This is a genomic window from Novosphingobium sp. ZN18A2 (genome assembly GCF_036784765.1).
Lineage (GTDB): Bacteria > Pseudomonadota > Alphaproteobacteria > Sphingomonadales > Sphingomonadaceae > Novosphingobium.
In genome coordinates, this window is record NZ_CP136651.1 from 326283 (window position 1) to 351368 (window position 25086).

Annotated in this window: 27 protein-coding genes; 16 read left to right on the forward strand and 11 right to left on the reverse strand. The window is 64.0% G+C overall.

The genetic code is table 11. The features are described 5' to 3' along the window. The first annotated feature begins 80 nt into the window (after positions 1-80). From hemE to RXV95_RS01700, 7 genes are all read left to right on the forward strand, one after another. Positions 81-1112 (forward strand): uroporphyrinogen decarboxylase, encoded by a 1032-nt coding sequence (gene hemE / locus RXV95_RS01670; protein WP_338467291.1) that lies wholly within the window; start codon positions 81-83, stop codon positions 1110-1112. A gap of 76 nt (positions 1113-1188) precedes the next feature. Then, positions 1189-1632 carry a CopD family protein gene (locus RXV95_RS01675; RefSeq protein ID WP_338467292.1) on the forward strand — a complete coding sequence of 148 codons (444 nt, stop codon included), beginning with the start codon at positions 1189-1191 and terminating at the stop codon, positions 1630-1632. 22 nt (positions 1633-1654) lie between these two features. Then, the gene (locus RXV95_RS01680; RefSeq protein WP_338467293.1) at positions 1655-2032 is read left to right on the forward strand and encodes a hypothetical protein; all 378 of its coding nucleotides are present in this window, start codon (positions 1655-1657) and stop codon (positions 2030-2032) included. A gap of 226 nt (positions 2033-2258) precedes the next feature. Then, positions 2259-3515 (forward strand): transcription termination factor Rho, encoded by a 1257-nt coding sequence (gene rho, locus RXV95_RS01685; RefSeq protein WP_338467294.1) that lies wholly within the window; start codon positions 2259-2261, stop codon positions 3513-3515. A 7-nt stretch (positions 3516-3522) separates the two neighbouring features. Next, on the forward strand, positions 3523-4080 hold the full coding sequence (locus RXV95_RS01690; RefSeq protein WP_338467295.1) for an ATP-binding protein: 558 nt from the start codon (positions 3523-3525) through the stop codon (positions 4078-4080). A gap of 126 nt (positions 4081-4206) precedes the next feature. After that, a complete protein-coding gene (locus tag RXV95_RS01695; RefSeq protein ID WP_338467296.1) occupies positions 4207-4599 on the forward strand; it encodes a BLUF domain-containing protein in 393 nt (130 codons plus the stop codon). A 155-nt stretch (positions 4600-4754) separates the two neighbouring features. Then, positions 4755-5471 (forward strand): hypothetical protein, encoded by a 717-nt coding sequence (locus tag RXV95_RS01700; protein WP_338467297.1) that lies wholly within the window; start codon positions 4755-4757, stop codon positions 5469-5471. A 30-nt stretch (positions 5472-5501) separates the two neighbouring features. Here RXV95_RS01700 and RXV95_RS01705 read toward each other — a convergent pair whose 3' ends face one another. Genes RXV95_RS01705 through RXV95_RS01715 form a run of 3 tightly spaced genes read right to left on the reverse strand, consistent with a single transcriptional unit; the run spans position 5502 to position 8272 of the window. Beyond that, a complete protein-coding gene (locus RXV95_RS01705) occupies positions 5502-5888 on the reverse strand; it encodes a nuclear transport factor 2 family protein (RefSeq protein WP_338467298.1) in 387 nt (128 codons plus the stop codon). Positions 5889-5944: 56 nt separating this feature from the next. Next, the gene (locus RXV95_RS01710) at positions 5945-7561 is read right to left on the reverse strand and encodes an FMN-binding glutamate synthase family protein (RefSeq protein ID WP_338467299.1); all 1617 of its coding nucleotides are present in this window, start codon (positions 7559-7561) and stop codon (positions 5945-5947) included. A 12-nt stretch (positions 7562-7573) separates the two neighbouring features. Further along, a complete protein-coding gene (locus RXV95_RS01715; protein WP_338467300.1) occupies positions 7574-8272 on the reverse strand; it encodes a dienelactone hydrolase family protein in 699 nt (232 codons plus the stop codon). Between the two features lie 150 nt (positions 8273-8422). Here RXV95_RS01715 and RXV95_RS01720 point away from each other — a divergent pair, with 150 nt between their 5' ends. The 7 genes from RXV95_RS01720 (at position 8423) to RXV95_RS01750 (ending at position 15715) form a co-directional block, all read left to right on the forward strand. Further along, complete coding sequence (locus tag RXV95_RS01720) at positions 8423-8704, forward strand: DUF6489 family protein (RefSeq protein WP_338467301.1); 282 nt, start codon at positions 8423-8425, stop codon at positions 8702-8704. 39 nt (positions 8705-8743) lie between these two features. After that, complete coding sequence (mnmE, locus tag RXV95_RS01725; RefSeq protein ID WP_338468611.1) at positions 8744-10045, forward strand: tRNA uridine-5-carboxymethylaminomethyl(34) synthesis GTPase MnmE; 1302 nt, start codon at positions 8744-8746, stop codon at positions 10043-10045. Positions 10046-10115: 70 nt separating this feature from the next. Next, positions 10116-11963 carry a tRNA uridine-5-carboxymethylaminomethyl(34) synthesis enzyme MnmG gene (gene mnmG, locus RXV95_RS01730; RefSeq protein WP_338467302.1) on the forward strand — a complete coding sequence of 616 codons (1848 nt, stop codon included), beginning with the start codon at positions 10116-10118 and terminating at the stop codon, positions 11961-11963. Then, the gene (gene rsmG, locus RXV95_RS01735) at positions 11960-12640 is read left to right on the forward strand and encodes a 16S rRNA (guanine(527)-N(7))-methyltransferase RsmG (RefSeq protein ID WP_338467303.1); all 681 of its coding nucleotides are present in this window, start codon (positions 11960-11962) and stop codon (positions 12638-12640) included. The genes mnmG and rsmG overlap by 4 nt, the downstream gene beginning before the upstream one ends. Further along, entirely contained in the window at positions 12637-13413 is a 777-nt protein-coding gene (locus tag RXV95_RS01740) for a ParA family protein (RefSeq protein WP_338467304.1), read from the forward strand. The genes rsmG and RXV95_RS01740 overlap by 4 nt, the downstream gene beginning before the upstream one ends. Further along, positions 13410-14381, forward strand: coding sequence for a ParB/RepB/Spo0J family partition protein (locus tag RXV95_RS01745; RefSeq protein ID WP_338467305.1), 972 nt, complete (start codon positions 13410-13412; stop codon positions 14379-14381). Before RXV95_RS01740 ends, RXV95_RS01745 begins: the two co-directional genes overlap by 4 nt. A gap of 179 nt (positions 14382-14560) precedes the next feature. Continuing rightward, entirely contained in the window at positions 14561-15715 is a 1155-nt protein-coding gene (locus tag RXV95_RS01750) for an acyl-CoA dehydrogenase family protein (protein ID WP_338467306.1), read from the forward strand. A gap of 94 nt (positions 15716-15809) precedes the next feature. On the opposite strand, the gene RXV95_RS01755 is transcribed toward RXV95_RS01750, so the two are convergent. Both RXV95_RS01755 and RXV95_RS01760 read right to left on the reverse strand, forming a co-directional pair. Next, positions 15810-16613, reverse strand: coding sequence for a glycine zipper 2TM domain-containing protein (locus RXV95_RS01755; RefSeq protein WP_338467307.1), 804 nt, complete (start codon positions 16611-16613; stop codon positions 15810-15812). 163 nt (positions 16614-16776) lie between these two features. Continuing rightward, a complete protein-coding gene (locus RXV95_RS01760; RefSeq protein WP_338467308.1) occupies positions 16777-17268 on the reverse strand; it encodes a GAF domain-containing protein in 492 nt (163 codons plus the stop codon). 160 nt (positions 17269-17428) lie between these two features. Between RXV95_RS01760 and RXV95_RS01765 the strand changes: the two genes are divergently transcribed. Continuing rightward, complete coding sequence (locus tag RXV95_RS01765; protein ID WP_338467309.1) at positions 17429-18892, forward strand: sorbosone dehydrogenase family protein; 1464 nt, start codon at positions 17429-17431, stop codon at positions 18890-18892. A 23-nt stretch (positions 18893-18915) separates the two neighbouring features. On the opposite strand, the gene RXV95_RS01770 is transcribed toward RXV95_RS01765, so the two are convergent. Beyond that, positions 18916-19731 carry a DUF815 domain-containing protein gene (locus tag RXV95_RS01770; protein WP_338467310.1) on the reverse strand — a complete coding sequence of 272 codons (816 nt, stop codon included), beginning with the start codon at positions 19729-19731 and terminating at the stop codon, positions 18916-18918. After that, the gene (locus tag RXV95_RS01775; protein WP_338467311.1) at positions 19728-21446 is read right to left on the reverse strand and encodes an acyl-CoA dehydrogenase; all 1719 of its coding nucleotides are present in this window, start codon (positions 21444-21446) and stop codon (positions 19728-19730) included. Before RXV95_RS01775 ends, RXV95_RS01770 begins: the two co-directional genes overlap by 4 nt. A gap of 48 nt (positions 21447-21494) precedes the next feature. Here RXV95_RS01775 and RXV95_RS01780 point away from each other — a divergent pair, with 48 nt between their 5' ends. Beyond that, positions 21495-22445: an L-threonylcarbamoyladenylate synthase gene (locus RXV95_RS01780; protein ID WP_338467312.1), complete on the forward strand. Its 951-nt coding sequence runs from the start codon at positions 21495-21497 to the stop codon at positions 22443-22445. 19 nt (positions 22446-22464) lie between these two features. On the opposite strand, the gene RXV95_RS01785 is transcribed toward RXV95_RS01780, so the two are convergent. The 4 genes from RXV95_RS01785 to fdxA all read right to left on the reverse strand — a co-directional run bounded on the left by RXV95_RS01785 (position 22465) and on the right by fdxA (position 25075). After that, a complete protein-coding gene (locus RXV95_RS01785; protein ID WP_338467313.1) occupies positions 22465-22815 on the reverse strand; it encodes a hypothetical protein in 351 nt (116 codons plus the stop codon). A gap of 106 nt (positions 22816-22921) precedes the next feature. After that, positions 22922-23686: a head GIN domain-containing protein gene (locus RXV95_RS01790; protein ID WP_338467314.1), complete on the reverse strand. Its 765-nt coding sequence runs from the start codon at positions 23684-23686 to the stop codon at positions 22922-22924. A 182-nt stretch (positions 23687-23868) separates the two neighbouring features. Beyond that, on the reverse strand, positions 23869-24396 hold the full coding sequence (locus RXV95_RS01795; protein WP_338467315.1) for a CarD family transcriptional regulator: 528 nt from the start codon (positions 24394-24396) through the stop codon (positions 23869-23871). Between the two features lie 340 nt (positions 24397-24736). Next, positions 24737-25075 carry a ferredoxin FdxA gene (gene fdxA / locus RXV95_RS01800; protein ID WP_338467316.1) on the reverse strand — a complete coding sequence of 113 codons (339 nt, stop codon included), beginning with the start codon at positions 25073-25075 and terminating at the stop codon, positions 24737-24739. Between the last annotated feature and the right edge of the window lie 11 nt (positions 25076-25086).

A 25086-nucleotide genomic window follows, 5' to 3' on the forward strand; every position in this document is an offset into this window, starting at 1 on the left:
GATATCCACAGCACAACAGATTCCTACATCCTGATTCATATAATTCTTTATTTTGTTTATTGAGCACTGGAACGAAAGCGATGCCCGGTCCCCTTCTCGATACCCTCAAAGGCGCAAACCTTGCCAGGCGTCCGATCTGGCTTATGCGCCAGGCGGGACGATACCTGCCCGAATACCGCGAGCTTCGGGCCGAGAAGGGCGGATTCCTGGCCCTCGTTTACGATACCGATGCCGCCGCCGAAGTGACGATCCAGCCGGTGCGGCGGTTCGGGTTCGACGGGGCGATCCTGTTCTCCGATATCCTGATCGTGCCCTATGCGATGGGGCAGGCGCTGGAATTCCTGGCCGGGGAAGGGCCGAAGCTTTCCCCCCGGCTGATCGACCGTACGCTGGATTCTCTGGACGAGGCGCCGCAGCGGCTCCATCCGATTTACGAAACGGTGCGCAAGGTCGCGGCCCAGCTTCCGGCCGAAACCACCATGCTGGGCTTTGCGGGAAGCCCGTGGACGATCGCCACCTACATGGTCGCGGGTGAGGGCAGCCGCGACCAGCACGATACGCGCGCCTTTGCCTATGCGGATCGCGAAGCGTTCGCCGCGATCGTCGATGCCATCGTCGATGTTACGGTCGAATATCTTTCCGGCCAGATACAGGCGGGCGCGGAGGCGGTGCAGCTGTTCGACAGCTGGGCGGGCAGCCTTGCCCCGGCCGAGTTCGAACGCTGGGTGATAGAACCCAACGCGGCCATCGTCGCCGCACTGAAAAAACTGCACCCGGACGTGCCGGTGATCGGCTTTCCGAAAGGCGCGGGCGAGAAACTGGCGCTCTATGCGCAGGGCACCGGGGTCGATGCCGTCGGCGTGGATGAGACGGTCAACCCCGCGTGGGCGGCGCGCGAACTGCCGTCGAGCATGCCGGTGCAGGGCAACCTCGATCCTCTGCTCCTGCTGGCCGGCGGGGCAGAGCTGGAACGCCGCGCGCGGCATATCCTGGATTGCTTCGCCGATCGCCCGCACGTGTTCAACCTTGGCCACGGCATCGGCCAGTTCACGCCGATCGCACACGTGGAATACCTGCTGGAAGTGGTCAGGGAATGGACGCGCGACGCGTGACGCGGTTCATTATCATTTCTTCACGATCCGTGCCCTTGGGTGGCATGCAAGGCCAAGGCGTCCTACATCGGCCGACATGGAACAGGTGCTTTCGATGATCTATCTCTGGCTCAAGGCCGGTCACGTGATCTTCGTGATCTTCTGGATGGCGGGGCTTTTCATGCTGCCGCGCTATTTTGTCTATCATCAGGAATCGGAACCGGGATCGCCCGAAAACGCCCTTTGGATCGATCGTGAGCGCAAGCTGCTGAAGATCATCATGTGGCCTTCGCTGCTGCTGGTCTGGGCCTTCGGGCTGGCGCTGGCGTGGAGCGGCGGGTTCTTCACCGCCGGATGGTTCCACGCAAAGCTGGCGCTTGTTCTGGTGCTGACCGCCTATCACTTCTGGCTGGCGAGTTATGCCGGCGCGCTGTCGCGCGGGACTCGCAAACTGTCCGGACGGGCGCTCAGGATGCTGAACGAGGTTCCGGGCATCGCCGCGGCGCTGATCGTGATACTGGTTGTCGTGAAGCCGTTCTGAGCCTTCCTGGGGGGAAAGTGGCATGATTGCGTTACCGCTTATGGCCGCGGCCGCTTCGGCCGCCACGGCGGCGCCTGTGGCGGACCTGAACCTTGCCGATACCAAGTGTATCGCGGTGATCGCGGCAATCGCCAGCAGGGAGGACGATCCCTTGCGCAAGAGCGGGCTGGCCAGCGGCATGATGTATTACATCGGCCGTGTGGACGGGCGCACGCCGGGATACGACTATGCCGGAGAGATCACGCGCCTGTTCGGCGACAAGAGCTTCGTCGAAAACGAATTCGAAGGCGAAGCCAACCGGTGCGGCAACGAAATGACCGCCAAGGGCAAGGAAGTCCGTGCGTTCGGACAGGCACTGAAAGCCGCCGGGCGCAAGGCGGTCGAGAAGCCCGGCGACTGAGGTTATTCGCGCTGTTCGCGAAGCCGCTGCGGCGCCTGTCCCGCCATAGCCTCATGATAGCCGCGCGACTGGCGTTTGCGCGTTGACAGCGCGCGTGCGGCGGGACTAATGCGCTTGGTGTTACCGGCGGCGGGCGGCCCGTTCCAGGGGGTTGCTCCAGGCTCGCTTTCTCCAAGCCCAGACAGCCATCGCCGGCCAACTCCCAGCATTCCATCCGGAACACGACATGCACTTGAAAGAATTGAAAAAGAAAACCCCTGCCGAGCTGGTCGAGATGGCCGAAGAGCTTGGCGTCGAAGGCGCATCGACCATGCGCCGCCAGGACCTGATGTTCGGGATCCTGAAGGAAGTTGCCGAAGACGGCGAGGAAATCATGGGTCTCGGCACGATCGAGGTCCTGCCCGACGGTTTCGGCTTCCTGCGCAGCCCCGAAGCGAACTATCTTGCCGGGCCTGACGATATCTACGTGTCGCCCAACCAGGTCCGCAAATGGGGCCTGCGCACCGGCGATACCGTGGAAGGCGAAATTCGCGCGCCGCGCGACGGTGAACGCTATTTCGCGATTACCAAGCTGACCAAGGTCAACTTCGACGAACCCGACGTGGTGCGCCATCGCGTGAACTTCGACAACCTGACCCCGCTCTATCCTGACGAGCGGTTGCGGCTCGACACGCTCGATCCCACGGTCAAGGACAAGTCCGCCCGCGTGATCGACCTGATCAGCCCGCAGGGCAAGGGCCAGCGCGCGCTGATCGTGGCGCCGCCGCGCACCGGCAAGACCGTACTGTTGCAGAATATCGCCAAGGCGATCACCGACAACCACCCCGAGGTGTTCCTGATCGTGCTGCTGGTGGACGAGCGGCCCGAGGAAGTCACCGACATGCAGCGCAGCGTGAACGGCGAGGTTATCTCCTCCACCTTCGACGAACCGGCCAGCCGCCACGTGCAGGTTGCCGAAATGGTGATCGAAAAGGCCAAGCGCCTTGTCGAACACAAGAAGGACGTGGTGATCCTGCTCGATTCGATCACGCGCCTTGGCCGCGCCTACAACACCGTCGTCCCCTCGTCGGGCAAGGTGCTGACCGGCGGTGTGGATGCGAACGCCCTGCAGCGCCCCAAGCGCTTCTTCGGCGCGGCGCGCAATATCGAGGAAGGCGGATCGCTTTCCATCATCGCCACCGCGCTGATCGACACCGGCAGCCGCATGGACGAAGTGATTTTCGAAGAGTTCAAGGGCACCGGCAACAGCGAAATCGTGCTGGACCGCAAGGTGGCCGACAAGCGTATCTTCCCCGCGCTGGACGTGGGCAAGAGCGGCACCCGCAAGGAAGAGCTGCTGGTGCCCAAGGACCAGCTTTCCAAGATGTGGGTGCTTCGCCGCATCCTCATGCAGATGGGCACGGTCGACGCGATGGAATTCCTGCTCGACAAGATGAAGGATTCCAAGACCAACGAGGACTTCTTCGCCACGATGAACCAGTAAGGGTTGCGTGGTTTCCACCGCTCCCCGCGTCCGTTCGGCAATTACCGGCGGACCGGGGGCGGGCAAGTCCACGCTGATCGCGGCGCTTGAACGCGATGGTGTGGCGGCGGTGCCGGAAGTGGCGCGCATCATCCTGCAGCAACCCGGCGGAATGGCGCTCCGTGCGAACGATCCGGCCGGTTTCGCGCTTGCGATGTTCGAAGCGGAACGGGCGGCCTTCGAAGCGGCGAGGCCGGGAATCACCGTGTTCGATCGCGGTTTTCCCGACATCGCCGGTTTTCTCGACCTGGAAGGGCTGGCGATTCCCGCCGAGGTGGAACGCGCCTGCGCGGGCCTGCGCTATGAAGGGCCGGTTTTCCATGCGCCGATGTGGGAAGACATCTATGCCCAGGACGAGGAACGCATCCAGACCTGGCCCGAAGCGCTTGAAAGCGATGCCGCCGTGCTTTCGGCATGGCGCCGCTATGGCTATGATCCGATAGAACTTCCCAGGGTTTCGGTGCAGGCGCGTGCCCGCTTCGTGCGAAACTGGCTGGGGCCGATTGCAGGGGCCGCGCAAGGTTGATAAGCAGGTCGAACTCAGGCGGAGACGCTCAGCTTTGCGACGGCTTTGCGGATTTTCCTTCGGGGTTCGTCACAATCCGACATTCGCACGTGTAACGCGGCACGCGCGCGTCATTTGGGGGACCGAATGCGTCAATATATCTATGTCAGCAATGCCGCGCCGGACTTTTGCGAAGACGATCTGGGATCGATCCTGTCCACGTCGCGCCAGCGCAACGGCGATGACGGGATCACCGGGTTCCTGTTGTTCAACGGGCGGAATTTCCTGCAACTGGTGGAAGGGGAAAGCGGTGTTCTGGACCCGCTGATCCAGCGGCTTCACGACGATGACCGCCATTCGGGCATCCGCGCCGTGGAAGACCGCGAAGTGGCTGCACGGTGCTGCGAAGACTGGGCGATGCACCTGATACAGATCGGCGGCGCGGTAAGCGACAAGCGAAGGATCCTCGACGAGGCGCTGCCCGTTGGCCTTGTTCCGCCGCAACGCGACCTTGTGCTGAACTTCGCACGGCTTACCTGATTCGAGCACCGGCCTGATGTAGTTGATGGCCTGATGCTGGCTGCGGAAGGATTTCGGTAAGTTCACGTTACCGAAATCGCGGTGCAATCTGCGGGGCCATAGCGCCTTCATGACATTCGACGTCATGACGATCGTCATCGCCGGGAGGTTGCATCGTGCCCCTGATCCCGCTTCTTCTTGCCGCAGCCTTGCAGGCCGGTGCTTCCGCGTCTGCCGCCGCCCCGGCGCCAGTGCCGATGCAGGTGTTCATCGCGCCTTCGGGGGAGCCGTTCCGCGCACCTGAAGGCGCGCCCTATCCGGTCGCGCAATGGTTCGCGCAGGCCGACGGCAATCACGACGGGCGGATCAGTTCGAGCGAGTTCGTCGTCGATTTCATGCATTTCTTCGACAGTCTCGATACCAATCGCGACCATGTGCTCGATCACGCGGAAATCGCGCACTACGAAAACGACATCGCGCCCGAGGCCCGCTCGGGTGATCGGTACGGCTATGGCGGAAATGGCGGCGTGGCCGGGTATGGAAGTGGCTGGCACGGCGCGGCACGGCATTTCCAGGGCGCCGACGGGGACGATGGCCAGGGCGATGGTTTTGGCCGCGATGTGGGAAGCTGGGACCCGGATTCCGCCAATGCGCGCGGCGTGCCGCGCGGGGCGGCGCGGTTCGACCTTCTGGCCCTGCCCGAACCGGTTACAGCCATGACGCCAGACCTCGATGGAAAGGTCACGCGCGACCAGGCCGAAACCGCGGCCACCAACCGGTTTGCAGCGCTCGACACTTTGGGGCGCGGTTATCTTACGCTGGACAAGCTGCCCGAAACCTGGGTGCAGGCGCACAAACACTGGCGCCGGCACCACCATCGTCATCACAGGTAATGGCCCGCCAAAACGCGGCGATTGCCGCCGTCAGGTGTTCTCCAGCTCCGTCGCCATCTTCTGCCAGAGCGCATTGATCGCCTTCAGCGGCCGAACCATCACCTTGAAATCGGCGATGCGGCCTTCGATGTCGAACCGGATCAGGTCGATCCCGTTGACATATATGCCGTCGATCTCCGCCTCGAACTCAAGGCAGACCTCCGGCCCGTCAACCAGTTCGCGCACATAGCGGAAGCCGGTATCGGCGAACACGCGGGCAGCCGCGCCCAGGTAGAGCATCACCTTTTCGCGCCCTTCCTGCGGAGTGTGGACGACAGGCGAATGGAACGTCGCATCGGGTGCGACAAGTTCGCGCATCACATCTTCCGGACAGCCATCAGCCATCGCGCGGTGCCAGGCCGCTAGGCCCAGTTTCACAGATCGAACTCCGTCATGGGCATCTCCTTCGCCTGTCCCGCAACCCGTGCGGACCGTTATGCGCACCTGCGAAACGTATCGGCTCGCGCCATGTCCCAATAGCGGCCGATGCGCACCGAACCGGGATCGTCCAGCAACTGGCCTTCGTCAAGGAAGCCGTAGATCCGGTCCATCGCGTCCGATCTTGCCGAATTGACGCGCTGCATCAATTGATCGGGCGCAATCTGCCACGGATTGTCCAGCCCCATGGCCACCACGATTTCGCGAAAGGCGCCAAGCGTCTGCCGCTGGAAGCGCGTTACGCGTTCAGCCTTGTCTTCCACCACCAGCCCGCGTTGGCGCAGCGGGTCCTGCGTGGCGATACCGGTCGGGCATTCGCCGGTGTGGCACTTCATCGACTGGATGCAACCCAGCGAGAACATGAAGGCGCGCGCGGCGTTGCACCAGTCTGCGCCCAGCGCGAAATTCATCGCCAGCCCGGCGCCCGAATGCACCTTGCCCGATGCGCCCAGTCGCACGTGTTCTTTCAACCGCGTGCCGACCAGTGCGTTGCGCGCCAGGATCAGCCCTTCGCGCAAGGGCATTCCCACGCTGTTGGAAAGTTCCACGGGCGCCGCGCCTGTTCCGCCTTCGGCACCATCGATAACGATGTAGTCGAGCAGGATTTCGGTTTCGAGCATGGCCTTCATCACGGCAAAGATCTCGTGCGGCTGGCCGATGCACAACTTGATGCCTACCGGCTTTCCGCCCGCCATTTCACGGAGGCTGGCCGCCCATTCGAGCATCTCGATCGGTGTCGCGAAGGTCGAATGGCCCGGCGGGCTGACGCAATCCTCACCTTGCGGAACCTTGCGCGTTTCCGAGATTTCCCTTGTCACCTTGGCGCTTGGCAGCACGCCGCCGTGGCCCGGCTTCGCGCCCTGGCTCAGCTTGATTTCGACCATCTTGACCTGGTCAAGCCGGGCATGTTCGGCAAACAGGCCGGGATCGAAGTTGCCGTCCTTGTCGCGGCACCCGAAATAGCCGCTGCCCAGTTCCCAGATGATGTCTCCGCCGTGCTTGCGATGGTATTTCGACAGCCCGCCCTCGCCGGTATCGTGCGCGAATCCGCCGTTCCTCGCCCCAAGGTTGAGCGCTTCGATCGCATTGCCCGAAAGCGAACCGAAGCTCATCGCCGAAATATTGAGCAGCGCAGACTGGTATGGCTTCGACGCCTGCGGTCCCCCGATGCCGAGGCGCCATTCCTCCGGCGCGGCGGCGTTGGGGGCGATCGAGTGGCCAAGCCAGTCGTATTCGTCGGTATAGACGTCCAGTTCTGTGCCGAAGGGGTGCGCGTCCAGCTGTCCCTTGGCGCGGGCATAGACCAGCGCGCGCTCGTCATGGTTGAAGGGCCGGCCCTCCAGATCGCCTTCCACGATGTAGGACCGGGCGAAAGGCCGAAGGTCTTCCATGATCCAGCGAACGCGGGCCATCAGCGGATAATTGCGGCGCAGCGAATGCCGGTCCTGCAGAAAATCCCACGCCGCCACGCCAAGCAGCGGCAGGAGCACATAAAGCCCCCAGCGCGCCGGAGGCCAGAGCGCGCAGACAATGGCAAGCGCGATCAGGGCGGCGGGCACGCCGAACCGGCCGGCAAGGTTGCCGGGGCTGGGGAACTTGTAGATCGGAATCATGCAGGGGGCTCCTCAGCCCAGGTAGGTGGCGAAGAATTCCCGTGTGCGGCTGTCGGCAAGCTGCGCGCCCGCTTCGTCGCGGCGATCGCCGAACTCGGTGGCGAAGCCGTGATCGAGGCCCTGGTAATCGTGCAGCGTCACGTGCGGATTGGGGTCGAGCCCTTCGTGCATGGCCTTTTGCGCTTCCGGTGTAACGAAATGGTCCGCGGTGGGCACGTGCAGCATCAGCGGATTGGCGATGGCGTGGCTTTCGTCCAGCATCTGGTCGATCATCACGCCATAATATCCCACAGAGCAGGTAATGTCGGTGCGCGTTGCCGCCATGTAGGCGAGCCGCCCGCCGAGGCAATATCCGACCAGCCCGACTTTCGCGATGCCCTTTTCGCGCCTGATCCAGTGAATCGCGGCTTCGATGTCCTTCACGCCCTTGTCCGGGTCATACTGCTGGAAATAGCCGAAGGCTTCCTGCAATTCGGCCTCTACGTCGGGATTTAGCTCCACACCGGGTGCAAAACGCCAGAAAATATCGGGTGCGACCGCCAGATAGCCTTCGGCGGCATAGCTTTCGCACTTGCTGCGGATGCCTTCGTTTACGCCGAAGATTTCGGGGATGACGATGATTGCCGCTTTCACCTCGCCCGCCGGCCTTTCCACGTAGGCCGGAATCTGCCCCTCACCGTCGAGCGCGGAAATCTGCGTCTTTTCGCCCATGTCGCTGGTCCTTTTATCCTGTGTCGTTGGTAGAACGGCAACTTGGCCGCAAGCGTGGACTTTGCCAAGCGTGCGTGACACTGTGCCGCCATAGCCCGGTACCGGCCCTGTGCCAGAACGTTCCGGCACAAGAAAAGGTTTCTTGAAACCATGAAGGTCAACGTAGAAATCGATTGCACGCCAGAAGAGGCCCGCCGCTTCCTGGGGCTTCCCGATGTATCCAAGGCCAACGACGTCTATATTGACGCGATTGCCAAGGCGATGAAAGGCGCGGGCAATGTGGACCAGTTGCAGACGATGGCCAAGCAGCTTGCCCCGATGGGCGAGATCGGCCTCAAGCTGTTCCAGAATTTCGTCGAGCAAGGGGCAGGCGCGGCGATGGCCGGCTTTGCCGGCGGCGGCAAGGACGGCGGACGCAAGAAAGACGACTGATCGTTCCGTGCCGGCGCGCACGGCGCTATCATGTCCGGCATGACCACGACCATCTTCGCATTGTCATCCGGCGCGCCCCCGGCGGGGGTTGCCGTCGTGCGCATCAGCGGCCCCGAAGCGGGCGCCGCGCTGATTGCGCTGTGCGGGTCGCTGCCAAAGTCGCGCCGCGCGACTTTGCGCACCTTGCGCAAGGGGGACGGGGTGGAACTGGATCGTGCGCTGGTGCTGTGGATGCCCGGCCCCGGCACCGCGACGGGAGAGGATTGCGCGGAATTGCACCTGCATGGCGGGCGCGCTGTCGTCGCATCGGTAGAATCGGCGCTGGCCGCGCTGCCGGGATTGCGCCATGCCGCGGCGGGCGATTTCACGCGCCGTGCCTTTGCCAACGGGGCGATCGACCTGGCCGAGGCGGAAGGCCTGGCGGACCTGCTTTCGGCCGAGACGGAATTGCAGCGCCGTTCCGCACTGGCGATGGCGGGCGGGGCCTTCTCTCGCGAGATTGCGCGATGGCGTGACGACGTGCTGCGCCTTTCCGCGCGGATCGAAGCCGCGCTTGATTTTTCGGACGAAGGGGAAGTGGGAGAAGGCCTGCCCGATGGGTTTGCCCCCGCGTGCATGGAGCTTGCCGAGGACCTTCGCGAATGGCTGCAAAGGCCGCGTGCGGAGCCGTTGCGCGAGGGGTTCCGGGTGGTGCTGGCTGGGCCGCCGAACGCAGGAAAATCTACGTTATTCAATAAGTTAATTGAAAAAGAAGCGGCCATAACTGCTGCCGAACCGGGCACCACACGTGACGTTTTGACGGCATCGGTCGCGCTGGACGGTATTCCATTCACCTTCGTCGATACCGCCGGTCTGCGCGAGGAGGGCGCTGGTGAGATCGAACGGGTCGGCATCGCCCGCGCCATTGCCGCTGCACAGGAAGCGGACCTTGTGCTTTGGCTGGGTCCGGAAGGGCAGGGTCCAGAGGGAAGGGGGACTTCCGGCGGGATTCTGTGGGAGGTTTCCGCGCAGGTCGACCGGAGCGACCTGAAGCCGAAATCGCCCGGCGCGCATTGCGTGTCCGCGCATACGGGTGAGGGGATGCCCCGCCTGCGTTCAGCGCTTGTGGACCATGCGCGAAAAACTCTCCCCTTGCCGGGCGAGGTTGCCCTTACCGCGCGCCAGCACCGGTTTCTCGAAGATTGCCGCGTGGGGATAGAAGCAGCTGCGCGGCAGGACGATCCCTTGCTGGCGGCGGAAGACTTGCGCTTTGCGCGCGCGGCGCTTGACCGGCTGACCGGCCGATCCGGGACCGAGGATATGCTCGATGCTCTTTTCGGGCGTTTCTGCATCGGGAAATGATGCGCACGATGTTTCACGTGGAACACGGCTTTCTTTGACGCGAATCCGGTGGTCCTGTATCGGGCGTTTCATGCAGCAGTTCGATGTGATCGTGGTCGGTGGCGGCCACGCCGGTTGCGAAGCCGTGGCGGTTGCCGCGCGCATGGGTGCGCGCACCGCGCTGGTGAGTTTTGATGCGGTGACAATTGGCGCGATGAGCTGTAATCCCGCGATCGGCGGGCTTGGGAAGGGACACCTCGTTCGTGAGGTCGATGCCTTCGACGGACTGATCGCCCGAGCCGCCGATGCGGCGGCAATCCATTACCGGATGCTCAATCGATCGAAGGGCAGCGCGGTGCAGGGGCCGCGTGTCCAGGCGGATCGAAAGTTGTTCAAGGCCGCGATCCAACGCATGCTGGGGGAACAGAGGGGTTTGACGGTGGTGCCCGGCGAGGCGTCCGCGTTGCGCATGGCGGCCGGCCGGGTGACGGGCATCGAACTCGGCGATGGAAGCATCCTTGCGGGGAGCGCGGTGGTCTTGTGCACCGGCACGTTCCTGGGCGGGCGGTTGTTCCGCGGCGAAGACCGCATGGAGGGCGGGCGGATCGGTGAAGCCTCGGCGCACAGGCTGGCCCGACAGTTGCGTGACGCCGACCTTCCGATGGCGCGCCTGAAAACCGGCACGCCGCCCCGGCTTGACGGTCGGACAATCGACTGGGCGCGGTTGCCAGAGCAGCCGAGCGATATCGAGCCGTGGACGATGTCGCCGCTCACGCCCGCGCGTCCGCAGCCGCAGGTGTTCTGTGCCATCGCCCGAACCAATGCGCGGACGCATGACATTATCCGCGGCGGGTTGGACCGGTCGCCTTTGTTCTCCGGCGCCATCGGCGCGCAAGGTCCGCGCTATTGCCCGTCCATCGAGGACAAGATCCATCGCTTCGGCGATCGGGACGGGCACCAGATTTTCCTTGAGCCGGAGGGGCTGGACGATCCGACTGTTTATCCTAACGGCGTATCCACCTCGCTTCCGGTTGACGTGCAACTGGCCATGATGCGGTCGATCGAGGGGCTGGAGGCGGTGGAGATCACTGTGCCCGGCTATGCGGTGGAATACGATCATATTGACCCGCGCGCTTTGAATCGCGGTCTTGAAGTCAAGGCGATTCCCGGCCTGCATTGCGCAGGGCAGATCAATGGCACGACAGGTTACGAGGAAGCAGCGGCACAGGGGTTGGTCGCCGGTATGCACGCGGCGGCAAGGGCGCTTGGAAGGGCACCCGCGGAGCTGGACCGCGCAAACAGCTATATGGCCGTGATGATCGATGATCTGACACTTCACGGTGTGTCTGAGCCCTATCGCATGCTTACGGCGCGCGCGGAGTATCGACTGCGCCTTCGCGCCAACAACGCCTCGAGCCGCCTGACGCCGGGTGCGATTGCCGCGGGCTGTGTGGGCGATGAGCGTCGCGCCTGGTTTGAGCGCAGGCAGGAAGTGCGCACACGGATCGACGCGGCGCTTGGTGAAGTGGCGACATCGGCGGAGCTTGGCAGGGCAGGGCTGGCTGTGCGCGAAGACGGCGCCCGGCGGCCCTTGGCGGAATGGCTGCGTTTCCCGGAAGTTTCGCTCACCGGGCTTTCCCCTGTTCTTGGATGTCCTGTGCCTGATGATGCGGGACTAGTTGAAGAGGTTGAGGAGGACGCCGCCTATGCGCCCTATCTCGCGCGGCAAGAGAGCGAGTTGCGCGACTTGCGGGCCAGCGATGGCGTTCGCCTGGGTGACGATTTTCCCTACTGCGATGTGCCGGGCCTCTCGCGCGAGATGGTTGAACGGCTTTCCAGCGCGCGGCCCGATACGCTGGCTGCAGCCGGCCGGGTGGCGGGCATTACTCCCGCCGCGCTTGCAAGCCTGCTCGTCCATGCGCGGAGGCGCGCGGCGTGACCGATAGCGAGGAAGGGGCGAAGGCATGGCTGCGTGACGTGGTCGGTGCTGATGCCGAAACGATGGAGCGGCTGGACCTGTTGACTCATTTGCTGATCGTAGAGAACGACCAGCAGAATCTCGTTTCGCGCGGAACGCTGCCCTTTGTTTGGCAGCGGCACATCCTCGATTCGGCGCAGCTATTGACTGTTCCACGTGAAACATTGCCCGATGGCGAGTGGCTCGACCTTGGGACGGGTGCGGGCTTTCCGGGCCTTGTTATTGCTGTGCTGCAACCCGACCGGCAGGTGTCGTTGGTGGATTCGCGCCGCCTCCGGACGGACTGGCTCGAACGGGCAGCGCAGGCGCTTGGGCTGGGCAATGCACGGGTGGAATTGTCGCGCGTGGAGGACCTGGCCGAGCGGAAATACAGCGTCATTTCGGCACGCGCCTTTGCTCCGTTGGAAAAATTGCTCAGGATATCCATCCGTTTTTCCACACCGCACACCCTGTGGCTGTTGCCCAAAGGCGCAAAAGCCCTGCATGAAGTAGAAAGTCTTGCAAAAAACTGGCGGCATACGTTCCACGTGGAACAATCGCTGACCGATCCCGCAGCGGGTATCATCGCGGGCCACGTCGCCGGAATGGAAAACACCGCGCGCCAGCGTGTATCTCATCGACGGAAGGGCCGAGCATGATCACCGTTGCTGTCGCCAACCAGAAGGGCGGGGTGGGCAAGACCACCACCGCGATCAACATTGCAACGGCCCTTGCCGCTACGGGCTGGAAGGTCTTGCTGGTCGACCTCGATCCGCAGGGCAATGCGTCCACCGGCATGGGCGTCGGTTCGGCGGATCGTGAGCAGTCATCCTACGATATGCTGATTGACGGCGCCGGGATCGGCGAATGTGCGACTCCCAGCCGGATTCCGGGGCTGGATATCGTTCCGGCAACGGTCGACCTGTCGGGCGCCGAAGTGGAACTGGTCAACGTAGACGACCGGACAGGGCGGCTGCGTGAGGCGCTTTCGCAGGATGCCGGGCACGACATTTGCCTGATCGATTGCCCGCCGTCGCTCGGTCTGTTGACGCTCAACGCCCTGACCGCGGCTGATACGCTGCTGGTTCCCTTGCAGTGCGAGTTCTTCGCGCTCGAAGGGTTGTCGCAGTTGTTGCAGACGGTTGAGCGGGTGCAGGAGCGCTTCAATCCCGATCTGGGCATCCTGGGAATCGTCCTGACGATGTTCGATCGTCGCAACCGCCTGACGGACCAGGTTTCGGACGACGTGCGCTCATGCCTTGGCGATCTTGTGTTCGAATCGGTGATTCCGCGCAATGTCCGCCTGTCGGAAGCGCCAAGCCACGGGCTGCCAGCGCTGGTTTACGATCACACCTGCGTGGGATCGAAAGCCTACATGGCGCTCGCGCGTGAATTGATCGGACGGCTGCCCGAACGGAGGAAAGCGGCATGAGCAAGGATGGCGCAGAAGGAACGAAAGCCGCGCCCACAAAGGCTGCTGCACCAAAACGCGCCGCGCTGGGCCGCGGCCTGGGCGCGCTTATGGGCGAAACGCGGCGGGAAGAGCCGCTGGTGCGCGTTTCGGTAAGCGATCCGTCGGCGCCGGCTGTTCCACGTGAAAACGGGATCGCGATGGTTGCGGTTGCCGAAATCGAGCCCCATCCGGAAAACCCGCGCCGCCATTTCGATGAGGAAGCGCTGGACGAGCTTGCCCGTTCGATTTCCGCGCGCGGGCTGATTCAGCCCGTTGTGGTGCGGCCGGTGAGCGGCGGGCACTACCAGCTTGTTGCCGGCGAACGCCGCTGGCGCGCCGCCCAGCGCGCGCACGTCCATGAAATTCCGGCCATCGTGCGCAAACTGGACGAGCGCGAAGTGACCGCGCTGGCGCTGATCGAAAACCTCCAGCGCGAAGACCTGAACCCGGTCGAGGAAGCGCGCGCCTATCAGAAGCTGTCGGAGCGGGACGGGCTGACCCAGCAGGAGATCGCCGAATTCGTCGACAAGTCGCGCAGCCACGTGGCGAACCTGATGCGCCTTCTGGCGTTACCGGGCGAGGTGCTCGATATGCTGGAGCGCGATCAGTTGCAGATGGGGCATGCGCGCGCGATCGCCACTATGCCCGACCCTGTTCCATTGGCGCGCAAGATCGTGGCCAAGGGACTGTCCGTGCGCGATGCGGAACGGCAGGCCAAGCGGGCCTTGCGCGGCGATGCCCCACCGCGCCGCACCGCGCGCGAAGAGCGCAACCCGGGCGATGCGGCCGATATTGCCGCCGTGCAGGCGCATCTGGAAGAGTTCTTGGGGCTGAAGGTGAAGATCGATGCCGATGCCGATCCGCGATCGGGGTCTGTCACCATCCGTTACAAGAGCCTGGACCAGCTTGACCTGATCTGCCAGCGCCTGACCGGCGGTGAAATCTGATAAATATTTGTAATATAATAATAAAATATATGTCACGCGGCGCTTTGACGTCATGGGGCAGCGCAAATGTGCCTGATTTTTAGCAAGGCTTTTTAATCGCCCGATTAAAAATCGTTTGACCGGCTTCCCCGGCCTTGCCTATCGCATGATCAACGCAACAATTGCCGGAGAGTCATGCCATGTCGCTCGATGCGCTCGCCCGAACCGCATACAATGAAGACCACGAAGCGTTCCGCCAGACGGTGCGCCGTTTCATGCAGGAAGAAATCGCCCCGCACCAGGCGGAGTGGGCTGACGACAAGATCGTGCCCAAGTCCATCTGGCCCAAGGCCGGCGAACTTGGCCTGCTTTGCCCCACCGTGCCAGAGGAATACGGCGGTCTGGGGCTCGATTTCGGTTATAACGCCATCGTTGACGAGGAAAGCGCCTATAATGGCCGCGCGTCGACGGGGTTTTCGCTCCAGTCCGATATCGTGGCGAACTATATAATTTCGCACGGCTCGGAAGAGCAGAAGAAAAAGTGGCTGCCCAAGATGGTCTCGGGAGAGATCGTTACCGCCATCGCGATGACAGAGCCGGGAACCGGGTCCGACCTTCAGGGGATGCGCACGACCGCGAAGAAGGACGGCAACCATTACGTCATCAACGGGTCGAAGACCTATATCACCAACGGCCAGAATGCCGACCTTATCCTGGTCTGCTGCAAGACCGACACAGAGATAGAGCCGAAGTGGAAGGGCGTTTCCATCGTGCTGGTCGAAGCCGATCGCGAAGGCTTCAAGCGCGGGCGCAACCTGGACAAGATCGGGCAGGACGAGGCGGACACCTCTGAGCTGTTCTTCGAGGACGTGCGTGTGCCGATCACCAATTGCCTGGGTGAAGAGGGCAAGGGCTTCATCTACCTGATGAGCGAACTGCCGCAGGAACGCCTTTCCATCGCGGTATCGGCGCAGGCCGCGGCGCAGCGCGCGTTCGACGACACGGTCGAGTTCACGCGTGAGCGCAAGGCGTTCGGCAAGCCCATCCTCGATTTCCAGAACACGCGCTTCACGCTGGCCGACCTCAAGACCAAGCTGCAGGTCGGCTGGGCGCACCTCGACTGGGCACTGGCGCGGCACATGCGCAAGGAACTGACCCCTGAAGAGGGCGCGGCGGCCAAGCTGTGGCATACCGATCTGCAGTGGGAAGTGATGGACAAGTGCCTGCAGCTCCACGGCGGGGCCGGTTACATGAACGAGTATGCCATTGCCCGCGCCTGGCGCGGTGCGCGCGTGACGCGGATTTTCGGCGGCACGAACGAGATCATGAAGGAGTTGATTGGCCGCAAGCTCTGACCCCACCGCCTTTCGGGGACGTTCTTCCGGACAAGCAAAAAGGGCCGCTCCCGCATCGTCGGGGGCGGCCCTTTCCATTTCCGGCGCTGGGGGATCAGCTGCCGGTATAGACCCGTTTTTCCTTGATCCGCTTTTCCTTCACCCGTTTGGGGCGAGGAGCCGCGCGGCGGGGGATGGAGCGAGAGCGCGTGGCGACAGGCACATATTCGGTGGTTGTCGTTACCGTTTCGGTGCAGGGCTTCTGCCTGCCCGCAATCATCACCGGAACCCAGACGTAGCCATAGGGCGCATAGCCATAGCCGGAATAGCCGCCGGGCACGGGTGAGCCGCCTGCATAGGCCATTCCCGGATAGCCATACATGACCGGGCCGGACTGCGCCCAGAACGCTTCGCATTCCTGCCGCTTCCCGCTGTCTATCGCCTTGTCGATCGCGGCGCCCGCCACCGCACCGGCGGCTGCGCCCGCGACGGTGCCGAGCGTGCGGTCACCATCAGCGACACGGTTTCCGATCACGCCGCCTGCAACACCGCCGACAACCGCGCCCGTTACGCCGCTGGACGGGCGATAGTCGCGGCACCGCTCTGCCTGGGCCTGCCAGTCGCGCCACGCCTGCGGGTTCATGCCCTGTGGCGAAGCCCACGCGCCGCCGCCCGGGCCGGGCGCATAGGTGCCGGTCCATTGCCCCTGAAAGGTCTTGCCGTCCTTGCCCGTCCACTCACCCTGCCACTGGCCCTGATAGGGGCCGGGCATCGGTGCCGGAGGAATTGCGCCGGCCGGAAGAGGGGGCGCCGGAAGGGGGGCTGGCGGCGGGGGGGCCGGTTCTTGCGCAAGCGCCGGTGCGGAGACGGTGCAAAACGCGGCGGCTGCCGCAAGGATCGAGAAACGGGTGCGGTTCATGGTCGGTTCCCTGTCCGTCGGGCCGCCGCACCCTGGCACGAACAGGGCACGCAAGGCAGGCTGGTTAACTGACAGGTTACCATCGTGATGCGCGGCAAACCAAACGCCCTGCGCACGCTGTCCCGTTTCGGAGCAGGCCCGGTCCGTTTTGGAGCAGATCCCGTCAGCCGCCCGCGATATGCGCCGCCACGGCCCGGGCCAAAGCTTCGATCCCGGCCGCGTCTTCGGCATCGAAGCGGTTCGTCTCCGGACTGTCCAGATCGATCACGGCAACAACCATGCCGTCATGGCGCACGGGCACAACCAGTTCGGATGCGCTTTCGGCGTCGCAGGCAATATGGCCGGGAAAGGCGTGGACATCCTCCACCAGCTGGGTCTGCCCGCTTTGGGCCGCCGTGCCACATACGCCCTGACCCAGCGGGATGCGGATGCAGGCGGGCTTGCCGATGAACGGGCCAAGCACAAGCTCGCCCGGCGCGGTGCGATAGAAACCGGCCCAGTTCAGCCGGGGCACGAATTGCCAGATCAGCGCGGCGATGTTGGCCATGTTGGCAACCGGGTCGGCCTCTCCTTCCACCAGCGCGCGGGCGCTGGCGGCAAGTTCGCGATAGGTTTCGGCCTTTGGCGCGTCTTCGGCGGGTTTGAAATCGTACATGGTCGAGGCGCATAGACGGTTCGCGGGTTACGCAAAAGTCGCGCCGCGCAACTTGTGTCGACGTTGCCCGAATCCCTGGCGGCGTGGGTGCATGGCCAAATTAACGATTGGCAATCCGTAACCCATTGCCGTTCAACGCGTCGGACCGTAGATTCGGGCCATGTCGACCTTGCGCAAATTCCTCGTCGCCCTGGTGGTTCTTGTCGTCGTAGCCGGGGCACTGCTCTGGTTTCTGACGCGTGGAGACACGGCGGATCTGTCCGAAGCACAAGTCAGCGGCGGAAAGCCCACGATTGCCGAAGCTGACGGCCAGACGATCCCGACGGTCGGCATCGCGAAGCCCGTCGGCTGGAAATCGGGCGAGCGCCCGGTGGCGGCCGAGGGGCTTGAAGTCACGCGCTTTGCGGACGGGCTCGATCACCCGCGCTCGGTCTATACGCTGCCAAACGGCGACGTGCTGGTGGCCGAAACCAACAGTCCCCCGCGCAACGGTGGCGGGCTGACGGGGATGGTGGAGCGCTGGCTGATGAACAAGGCGGGCGCGGGCGAACCTTCGCCGAACAAGATCGTGGTGCTGCGCGACACCACTGGCGACGGCAAGGCGGACAAGCGATTCGTCATGGCCAACCCGGCATTGAACTCTCCGTTCGGCATGGTCCTGCGCGACGGGCGGCTTTACGTGGCGAACAACGACGCGGTCGTATCGTGGCCGTTCCAGCCGGGCGACACGCAGCTGCAGGGCAAGCCGGAAAAGCTGGTGGACCTGCCGGCGGGCGGCGAACACTGGGTGCGCAACCTTGTGCTCAGCCCCGATGGGTCGAAGCTCTATATCTCGGTCGGCTCCTCCACCAACATCGCGGATAACGGCATCGCCGCCGAAAAGGGCCGCGCGGTGATAGACGAATACAATTTTGCCACGGGCAAGATGCGCGAATTCGGCGGCGGGATGCGCAATCCCAACGGCATGGCATTCGAACCCGCGACGGGCGAGTTGTGGACCGTCGTGAACGAACGCGACATGCTGGGATCGGACGGCCCGCCCGACTATCTCAGCAATGTTCCGATCGGCGTCCAGTACGGGTGGCCGTGGGTCTATTGGAAAGACCATTACGACGGCCGCGTGAAGGCGCCGCCGCCCGATTACCTGACGGGCTATGTCCGCAAGCCGGAATATTCGCTGGGCGCGCATACCGCGCCGCTGGGTCTGGCCTTCGTGAAGGGAGGCACGCTGCTGGGGCCGAACTATGCCGATGGCGCGGTGATCGCGCGCCACGGATCGTGGAACCGCAAGCCGCTGGCGGGATACGACGTGGTTTTCGTGGCCTTCGACGATCACGGCAATGTGCTGCCCGGCCAGCCCAAGCCGATCCTGACGGGTTTCCTGGCCGACAAGGACGGCGACAAGACGCACGGCCGGCCGGTGTGGGTTGAATGGGCAAAGGACGGTGCGCTGTTGGTCAGCGACGATGTGGGCGGCGTAATCTGGCGCGTAACCGCGCCCGGTGCAGCCCCGGCCAAACCGATTGCGCCGATCAAGTCCGACCTTGTTCCAAAGGAGCCGAAGCTGAACGGGTCGATCGCCACGCCCGACTACCAGTCGAAACTGATGCAGCCGGGACGCTAAGGCGATCCCGGCTCTTCCTGACCCTAGAGCGCCTTCCCGCTCCGTCCGGCCAGTTCCGTGATGTAATGCCGCGCGACCCGGCCTGAACGCTGGCCACGGCGTTTGGCCCATTCCAGCGCGTCGGCCTCGTCGAAAGACAGGCCATAGTGCGCCGCATATCCGGCCACGATCGCCAGATAATCTTCCTGCGAACAGTTGTGAAAGCCGATGGACAGGCCGAAGCGGTCGGCAAGGGCCAACCGGTCGTCCACCGCGTCGCGCGGGTTGATAGGATCGTCCTGCTCGCTTGAATGGCGCTCAACTATGGCGCGGCGGTTGCTGGTGACGGCAAGGCGGACATTCGCGGGACGTGCCTCCACGCCGCCTTCCAGCCACGATCGCAACCGGCGCGCCGCGCCCTCGTCCCCGTCGTCGAAGCCCAGGTCGTCAAGGAACACAAGGAAGCGCCGGTCAACGCCGCGCAACTTCGCGAACAGTGCGGAAAGCCCGGCGTCGGGGCTTGCCTGCACAAGCGCGATCCTGCCGCTCGTCTCGCCCTGTGCGGCAAGCGTCGCGGCGCGAAGCAGCGCGGACTTGCCCATGCCGCGCGATCCCCACAGCAGCATGTCGTGCGCGTCCGCGCCGTGTGCCAGCCGCGAAACATTCTCGACAACGGTCGTCTTCTGACGGTCGATGCCGCGCATCAGGTCAAGCGGCGGCGCTTCCAGCACGTCGACGCCCCGCGCGGAATGGCCATCCCACACATAGGCGGGATGGTCGTGCCAGTCTGCGTTCTGCGGCGGCGGCGGGGCGAGCCGGTCGAGCGCGTCGGCGATGCGCGACAGGAGGTTGTCGTTCATCCGGCCAGCACGTCCGAATCGAGATCGTAGAACAGGCTGGCGCCGCTCATCGCCGCATTGGCAAGGCCGCGCGCTTCGGGGGCAACGTGCTCGTTGAAATATCGCGCGACGACCTGCTTGGCCGCATCGCCGCCTGCTTCGGCCTGCCGCAGCAACTGCCACCCGGCTACCGCGACGGCGCACATCGTGGTGAACGGCACGCTGCCCGCCAGCCGGTCTGCCACCGAAGCGTCCTCCACCATCCAGCGCGCGACGGCGGCTGCGTCCTGCGCCAGCTGGCGCAGGCCCGGCACCTCGGTTGCGGCGGCAATCACGTCAGCAAGCAGCGCCTGCACAACCGCGCCGTTTCCGAAACCCAGCTTGCGGGTAACGAGGTCGGCCGCCTGGATGCCGTTGGTGCCTTCATAGATGGGCGCGATGCGCGCATCGCGATAGTGCTGCGCTGCGCCGGTTTCTTCCACGAAGCCCATGCCGCCGTGGATCTGCACACCCAGCGAAGCGACTTCGCAGCCCACGTCGGTGCCCCAGGCCTTTATCATCGGCACCAGCACTTCGGCGCGTTGCTGCGCGGCTTCGTCGCCCAGCGTGCCGCGATCGACCTGTCCGGTGGTGTAATAAAGCAGGCCGCGCGCACCTTCGGTAAGCGCACGCATGCGCAGCAGCATGCGGCGCACGTCAGGGTGCTCGACGATGGCCACGGGAGCCTTGTCGGCCGATCCCGCCCGCGCGGACTGGATACGCTCGCGCGCATAGGTGCGTGCCTGCTGCCACGCGCGCTCGGCAATCTGCACGCCCTGGCTGCCCACGTTGATGCGCGCAGAGTTCATCATCGTGAACATCGCGCGCAAGCCGCCGTTTTCGTGCCCCACCATCTCGCCGATGCATTCATCGTTGTCGCCATAGCTCATCACGCAAGTGGGCGATGCGTTGATGCCCAGCTTGTGTTCGATGGAAACGCACATCACGTCATTGCGCGCGCCAAGGCTGCCGTCCGCATTGACGTGGTACTTGGGGACGACGAACAGCGATATGCCGCGCGATCCGGCGGGCGCGCCGGGGGTGCGCGCCAGAACCAGGTGGACGATGTTTTCCGCCAGTTGGTGTTCGCCGAAGGTGATGAAGATCTTCGTGCCCTTGATGCGGAACTTGCCCGCGTGCTCTCCATCCTCGATCGGCGTCGCGGTGGTGCGCAGCGCGCCCACGTCGCTGCCGGCCTGCGGTTCGGTCAGGTTCATCGTGCCAGACCATTCGCCGCTTACCAGCTTTGCAAGATAAAGCGCCTTTTGCGCTTCGCTGCCGTGATGGTGCAGCGATTCGATCGCGCCCACGGTCAGCATCGGCAACAGGGTGAAGGCCATGTTGGCCGCGCCCAGCGTTTCGATAACGCACGTCGCCAGCGTGAAAGGCAGGCCCTGACCGCCGAAATCGACCGGCCCGGCCACCGCGCCCCAGCCTTGTTCCACGAAGTGGCGATAGGCCTGCGCATAGCCATCGGGCAGGGTGACGACGCCATCGTCCAGCGTTGCGCCTTCAAGGTCGCCAATGCGGTTGAGCGGCGCGAATTCGCCCGCGGCCAGCGCGCCGATTCCTTCCGCGATGGCTTCGACCATGTCCATGCTCGCTTCGGCGAAGCGTTCGCTTTGCGCCAGGTCTTCGATTCCGGCGCAAACGCGCATGGCGAGCACCTGGTCGGCGGTTGGAGCGGTAAAGTCCATTTGCGTCTTTTCCTTGTCCCTCGGTCGCCGCGGCTATAGCGGCAAGAAATGCCCGCGACAAAGCCCGCAAATCTATATCACCCCGATGCCGACGGCCTCGCACGCGCCGCGCGCGTGATCGCGGAAGGGGGCACCGTCGCGGTACCGACCGAAACGGTTTATGGCCTGGCCGCGCGCGCCGACGACGATGCGGCGGTTGCGGCAATCTATCGCGCGAAGGGGCGACCCGATTTCAACCCGCTGATCGTCCACGTGCCCGGCATCGCCGCGGCAGAACGGCTTGCCGTGTTCGACGACCGCGCACGCAGGCTGGCTGCGGCGTTCTGGCCCGGCGCGCTGACAATGGTCCTGCCCCGCCGCGACGACGCCGCGCTTGCGGCGGCGGTCAGCGCGGGGTTGCCCACCGTTGCGCTGCGCTGCCCCTCGCACCCGGTGATGCAGGCGCTGTTGCGCGAATGCGGGCTGCCGCTCGCAGCGCCAAGCGCCAACCGCAGCGGCGGCGTAAGCCCGACGAGCGCGGCGCACGTTGCCGCTTCGCTTGGATCGCGGGTGGACCTGATCCTCGACGGAGGCGAGACGGAGCGCGGCATAGAATCCACCATAGTCGCGCTGCGCGATGGCGGCGGCTGGCAGGTCTTGCGGCCCGGTCCCGTTACAGAGGCGCAGGTTGCCGAAATCCTTGGCCCGGCGAGTGACGCCACGGCGCCAGCGGCCCGAATCGAGGCGCCGGGCCAGATGACAAGCCACTATGCGCCGGGAAAACCCGTAAGGCTGAATGCGAAAGAGGCCGTGGAGGGGGAGTTCATGATCGGCTTCGGGCCGATTGCTGGCGATATTTCGCTGTCGCCGTCGGCCGATCTCGCCGAAGCGGCGGCACGGCTCTATGCCTGCCTGCACGCCGCCGCGGACGCAGCCCAGCTCCGCATTGCCATTGCGCCCGTTCCGGAAGAGGGGATTGGCGTCGCCATCAACGACCGATTGCGCCGCGCGGCAGCATGATTGCGGCTTTTCGCGCCGATCACTTGCCGGGTTCGTAGGGAACCGAAGGCATCAGGCCAACCATCTGGTTGTGCAGGCGCCCCGCTTCCTCGCAAGCCTGGTTGTTGCCGCGCAGGCATTTGCGCTGGGCCTTGCGGTAGTTCCGCTCCATCTTGCCCAGACGTTCCTCGCGCTGCCGGACTTCGCGTCCGCGCCGCTGGTCGCGTTCCGAATCGCTGACCGTCACCCGGTCATAGGCGTCGCCGGTGGTGTTGACGGCGGTTGAGGCGGCGCGGACGGGGGCGGTGGCAACGTCCAGCGCCGTCTTGGCCACGCAGCCGCCCAGCATTGGCAGCGTGAGCGGCAATATCAGCGAACGGATGGACGGCACGGCAAACCCCCGACTTTAGCCCCGGACCTTGCGCGGGCCAGGATTTCGTCGTCCAAGCGTGCCAGCCGGGGGATTGCCGTGCAATGAACCTGCGGCAGGGCGTGCCTCAGTCTCCGCTATCCTTTACGGCGCCATTCTCGCAGACCAGCTTTCCGGAGCCCATGGACTTGACCGTGCAGGTGGCACGTCCGGCCACGCGCACTTCGCCCGAACCCATGATCTTGGCGCTGACATCGCCATCGGACGCGAAGCGTGCATCGCCCGATCCGGCGATGTTCACGTCCGCCGATTCGGCGCTAAGGCCGGAAAGGTCGGCGTCTCCGCTTCCCGCAATCGTCATCTTCAGCGTCTTGACGTTGCCCGATCCGTTGACGCTGCCCGATCCAGCAACGTCAACCTTCAGCCTGTCGGCCTTGATCTTCGCGACGGAGACCTTGCCCGATCCGGCGATCACGATGCTCGCCTTTTCACCCTTCATCGCGGCGGCCGTCACCTTGCCTGATCCGGCCATCACCAGCTTGCGCGGGGCGGGCATCGTCAGGTTGATCGTGGCAACGCCTTCGCTGTTCGAGAAAAAGCCCTTTTCGCGCGCGATAGACAGCGTTCCGTCGTCGATCTTGAAGCGCAGCCTGTTCTTCGCGTCATCATCGCCGGTGACGTCTATCGCCAGCTTCTTGCCTTCGGTGATGTTTACGGCATCGGGGCCGAGCAATGCCACTTCACCGGGTGCCTTGCCCGAAAGGTCAAGCTGCGAAAGCGGAACCCCGCCGTCCATGTCGAATTGCACGTTCGCATCGTCGCAGCCGCCAAGCGAGGCGGCGATTCCAAGGGCCGCAACACCGGCGAGGGCGCGGGCGATATCCTTCAGCATGGCCTGAAACTCCTGCCGTTTGTGTGTTGCCGATGTAATACGGCAATACGTGCCCGGCAAGACGGTGCCATGTCGTTCGTCGATGCGGCAAGGTCGATGGCAGGAAGGGGTGAGGGAAAAACGAAAGGGGCCGCCGGTCTCCCGGCGGCCCCTCTGGCGTTACGAAACCTTCCAGGCCCGGATCAGGCGGTGGCTTCGTAATACTTCGGTGCGTGTTCGTTGAGGATCGCGAGGATCTTCTGCAGCGCGGTCGGCTCGTCGGTCTTTTCCATCGCGGCCAGTTCGCGGGCGAGGCGCGAAGACGCCGCCTCGAAGATCTGGCGTTCGGAATAGGACTGTTCGGGCTGGTCGTCGGCACGGAACAGGTCGCGCGTCACTTCGGCGATCGACACAAGGTCGCCCGAATTGATCTTGGCTTCGTATTCCTGGGCACGGCGCGACCACATGGTGCGCTTCACCTTCGGCTTTTGCGTCAACGTGTCGAGCGCTTCCTTGAGCGTCTTGTCCGACGACAGCTTGCGCATGCCAATCGATTCAACCTTGTTCACGGGTACGCGAAGCGTCATCCGTTCCTTTTCGAAGCGCAGAACATAGAGCTGCAGCTTCATACCCGCGATTTCTTCATCCTGAAGTTCGACCACCCGGCCGACGCCGTGCTTCGGGTAGACGACGTAATCCCCAACATCGAAGGCCAGTGCCTTGGTTGCCATATGTTGTCCTTTCGATACGGGCGGAAAGGCGACGTCCGGAGCGCAAACCCCGATTCGTGATCCGGCAAACAACCGTGCTTTACGGTCTACGAAAGCCCTTCGATCAGTTTGCCGCCAATCTGCCTTCTCGTGCTGAAACACGCCGGACGACCCAAACGACCAGCGCTTGAGTCCCCATATAGCAGTTCTGTAACAAAATTGCCAGTCCCTAGAATCAAAAGACCACCGCGACGCGCGGAAAACCGCGCATCGGGGAACAAGGCCGAATCTTAAATTGGCGAGGCAGGTGCAGGGCTAGACCGGCCGGATCGATACCGGAACGGACCGCTTCCCTGCGGGCTCAGTCGCCTTCGCCGGGCTCTGCCGAAAAGTACTTCTCGAACTTGCCTTCCTCGCCCTTGTGTTCATCCGCGTCGGATGGCGCATCGTGCTTTGCGGTGATGTTGGGCCATTCCGCCGAATACTTGGTGTTCAGCTCAAGCCACTGTTCCAGCCCGCTTTCGGTATCGGGCAGGATGGCTTCCGCCGGACATTCGGGTTCGCACACGCCACAATCGATGCATTCGCTGGGATTGATAACCAGCATGTTCTCACCCTCGTAAAAGCAATCGACGGGGCAAACCTCGACGCAGTCCGTGTACTTGCACAGGATACAGGCGTCGGTGACAACATAGGTCATGGCGAAATCAA

Coding starts and splice junctions, on each gene's coding strand:
- RXV95_RS01695 (WP_338467296.1), top strand. CDS start 4,207: ATGCGTCAATATATCTATGTCAGCAATGCCGCGCCGGACTTTTGCGAA.
- RXV95_RS01760 (WP_338467308.1), bottom strand. CDS start 17,268: ATGTACGATTTCAAACCCGCCGAAGACGCGCCAAAGGCCGAAACCTAT.
- RXV95_RS01720 (WP_338467301.1), top strand. CDS start 8,423: ATGAAGGTCAACGTAGAAATCGATTGCACGCCAGAAGAGGCCCGCCGC.
- RXV95_RS01790 (WP_338467314.1), bottom strand. CDS start 23,686: ATGCTGAAGGATATCGCCCGCGCCCTCGCCGGTGTTGCGGCCCTTGGA.
- RXV95_RS01775 (WP_338467311.1), bottom strand. CDS start 21,446: ATGGACTTTACCGCTCCAACCGCCGACCAGGTGCTCGCCATGCGCGTT.
- RXV95_RS01710 (WP_338467299.1), bottom strand. CDS start 7,561: ATGATTCCGATCTACAAGTTCCCCAGCCCCGGCAACCTTGCCGGCCGG.
- hemE (WP_338467291.1), top strand. CDS start 81: ATGCCCGGTCCCCTTCTCGATACCCTCAAAGGCGCAAACCTTGCCAGG.
- RXV95_RS01680 (WP_338467293.1), top strand. CDS start 1,655: ATGATTGCGTTACCGCTTATGGCCGCGGCCGCTTCGGCCGCCACGGCG.
- mnmG (WP_338467302.1), top strand. CDS start 10,116: ATGCAGCAGTTCGATGTGATCGTGGTCGGTGGCGGCCACGCCGGTTGC.
- RXV95_RS01740 (WP_338467304.1), top strand. CDS start 12,637: ATGATCACCGTTGCTGTCGCCAACCAGAAGGGCGGGGTGGGCAAGACC.
- RXV95_RS01765 (WP_338467309.1), top strand. CDS start 17,429: ATGTCGACCTTGCGCAAATTCCTCGTCGCCCTGGTGGTTCTTGTCGTC.
- fdxA (WP_338467316.1), bottom strand. CDS start 25,075: ATGACCTATGTTGTCACCGACGCCTGTATCCTGTGCAAGTACACGGAC.
- RXV95_RS01715 (WP_338467300.1), bottom strand. CDS start 8,272: ATGGGCGAAAAGACGCAGATTTCCGCGCTCGACGGTGAGGGGCAGATT.
- RXV95_RS01795 (WP_338467315.1), bottom strand. CDS start 24,396: ATGGCAACCAAGGCACTGGCCTTCGATGTTGGGGATTACGTCGTCTAC.
- rho (WP_338467294.1), top strand. CDS start 2,259: ATGCACTTGAAAGAATTGAAAAAGAAAACCCCTGCCGAGCTGGTCGAG.
- mnmE (WP_338468611.1), top strand. CDS start 8,744: ATGACCACGACCATCTTCGCATTGTCATCCGGCGCGCCCCCGGCGGGG.
- RXV95_RS01755 (WP_338467307.1), bottom strand. CDS start 16,613: ATGAACCGCACCCGTTTCTCGATCCTTGCGGCAGCCGCCGCGTTTTGC.
- RXV95_RS01770 (WP_338467310.1), bottom strand. CDS start 19,731: ATGAACGACAACCTCCTGTCGCGCATCGCCGACGCGCTCGACCGGCTC.
- RXV95_RS01780 (WP_338467312.1), top strand. CDS start 21,495: ATGCCCGCGACAAAGCCCGCAAATCTATATCACCCCGATGCCGACGGC.
- RXV95_RS01750 (WP_338467306.1), top strand. CDS start 14,561: ATGTCGCTCGATGCGCTCGCCCGAACCGCATACAATGAAGACCACGAA.
- RXV95_RS01745 (WP_338467305.1), top strand. CDS start 13,410: ATGAGCAAGGATGGCGCAGAAGGAACGAAAGCCGCGCCCACAAAGGCT.
- RXV95_RS01675 (WP_338467292.1), top strand. CDS start 1,189: ATGGAACAGGTGCTTTCGATGATCTATCTCTGGCTCAAGGCCGGTCAC.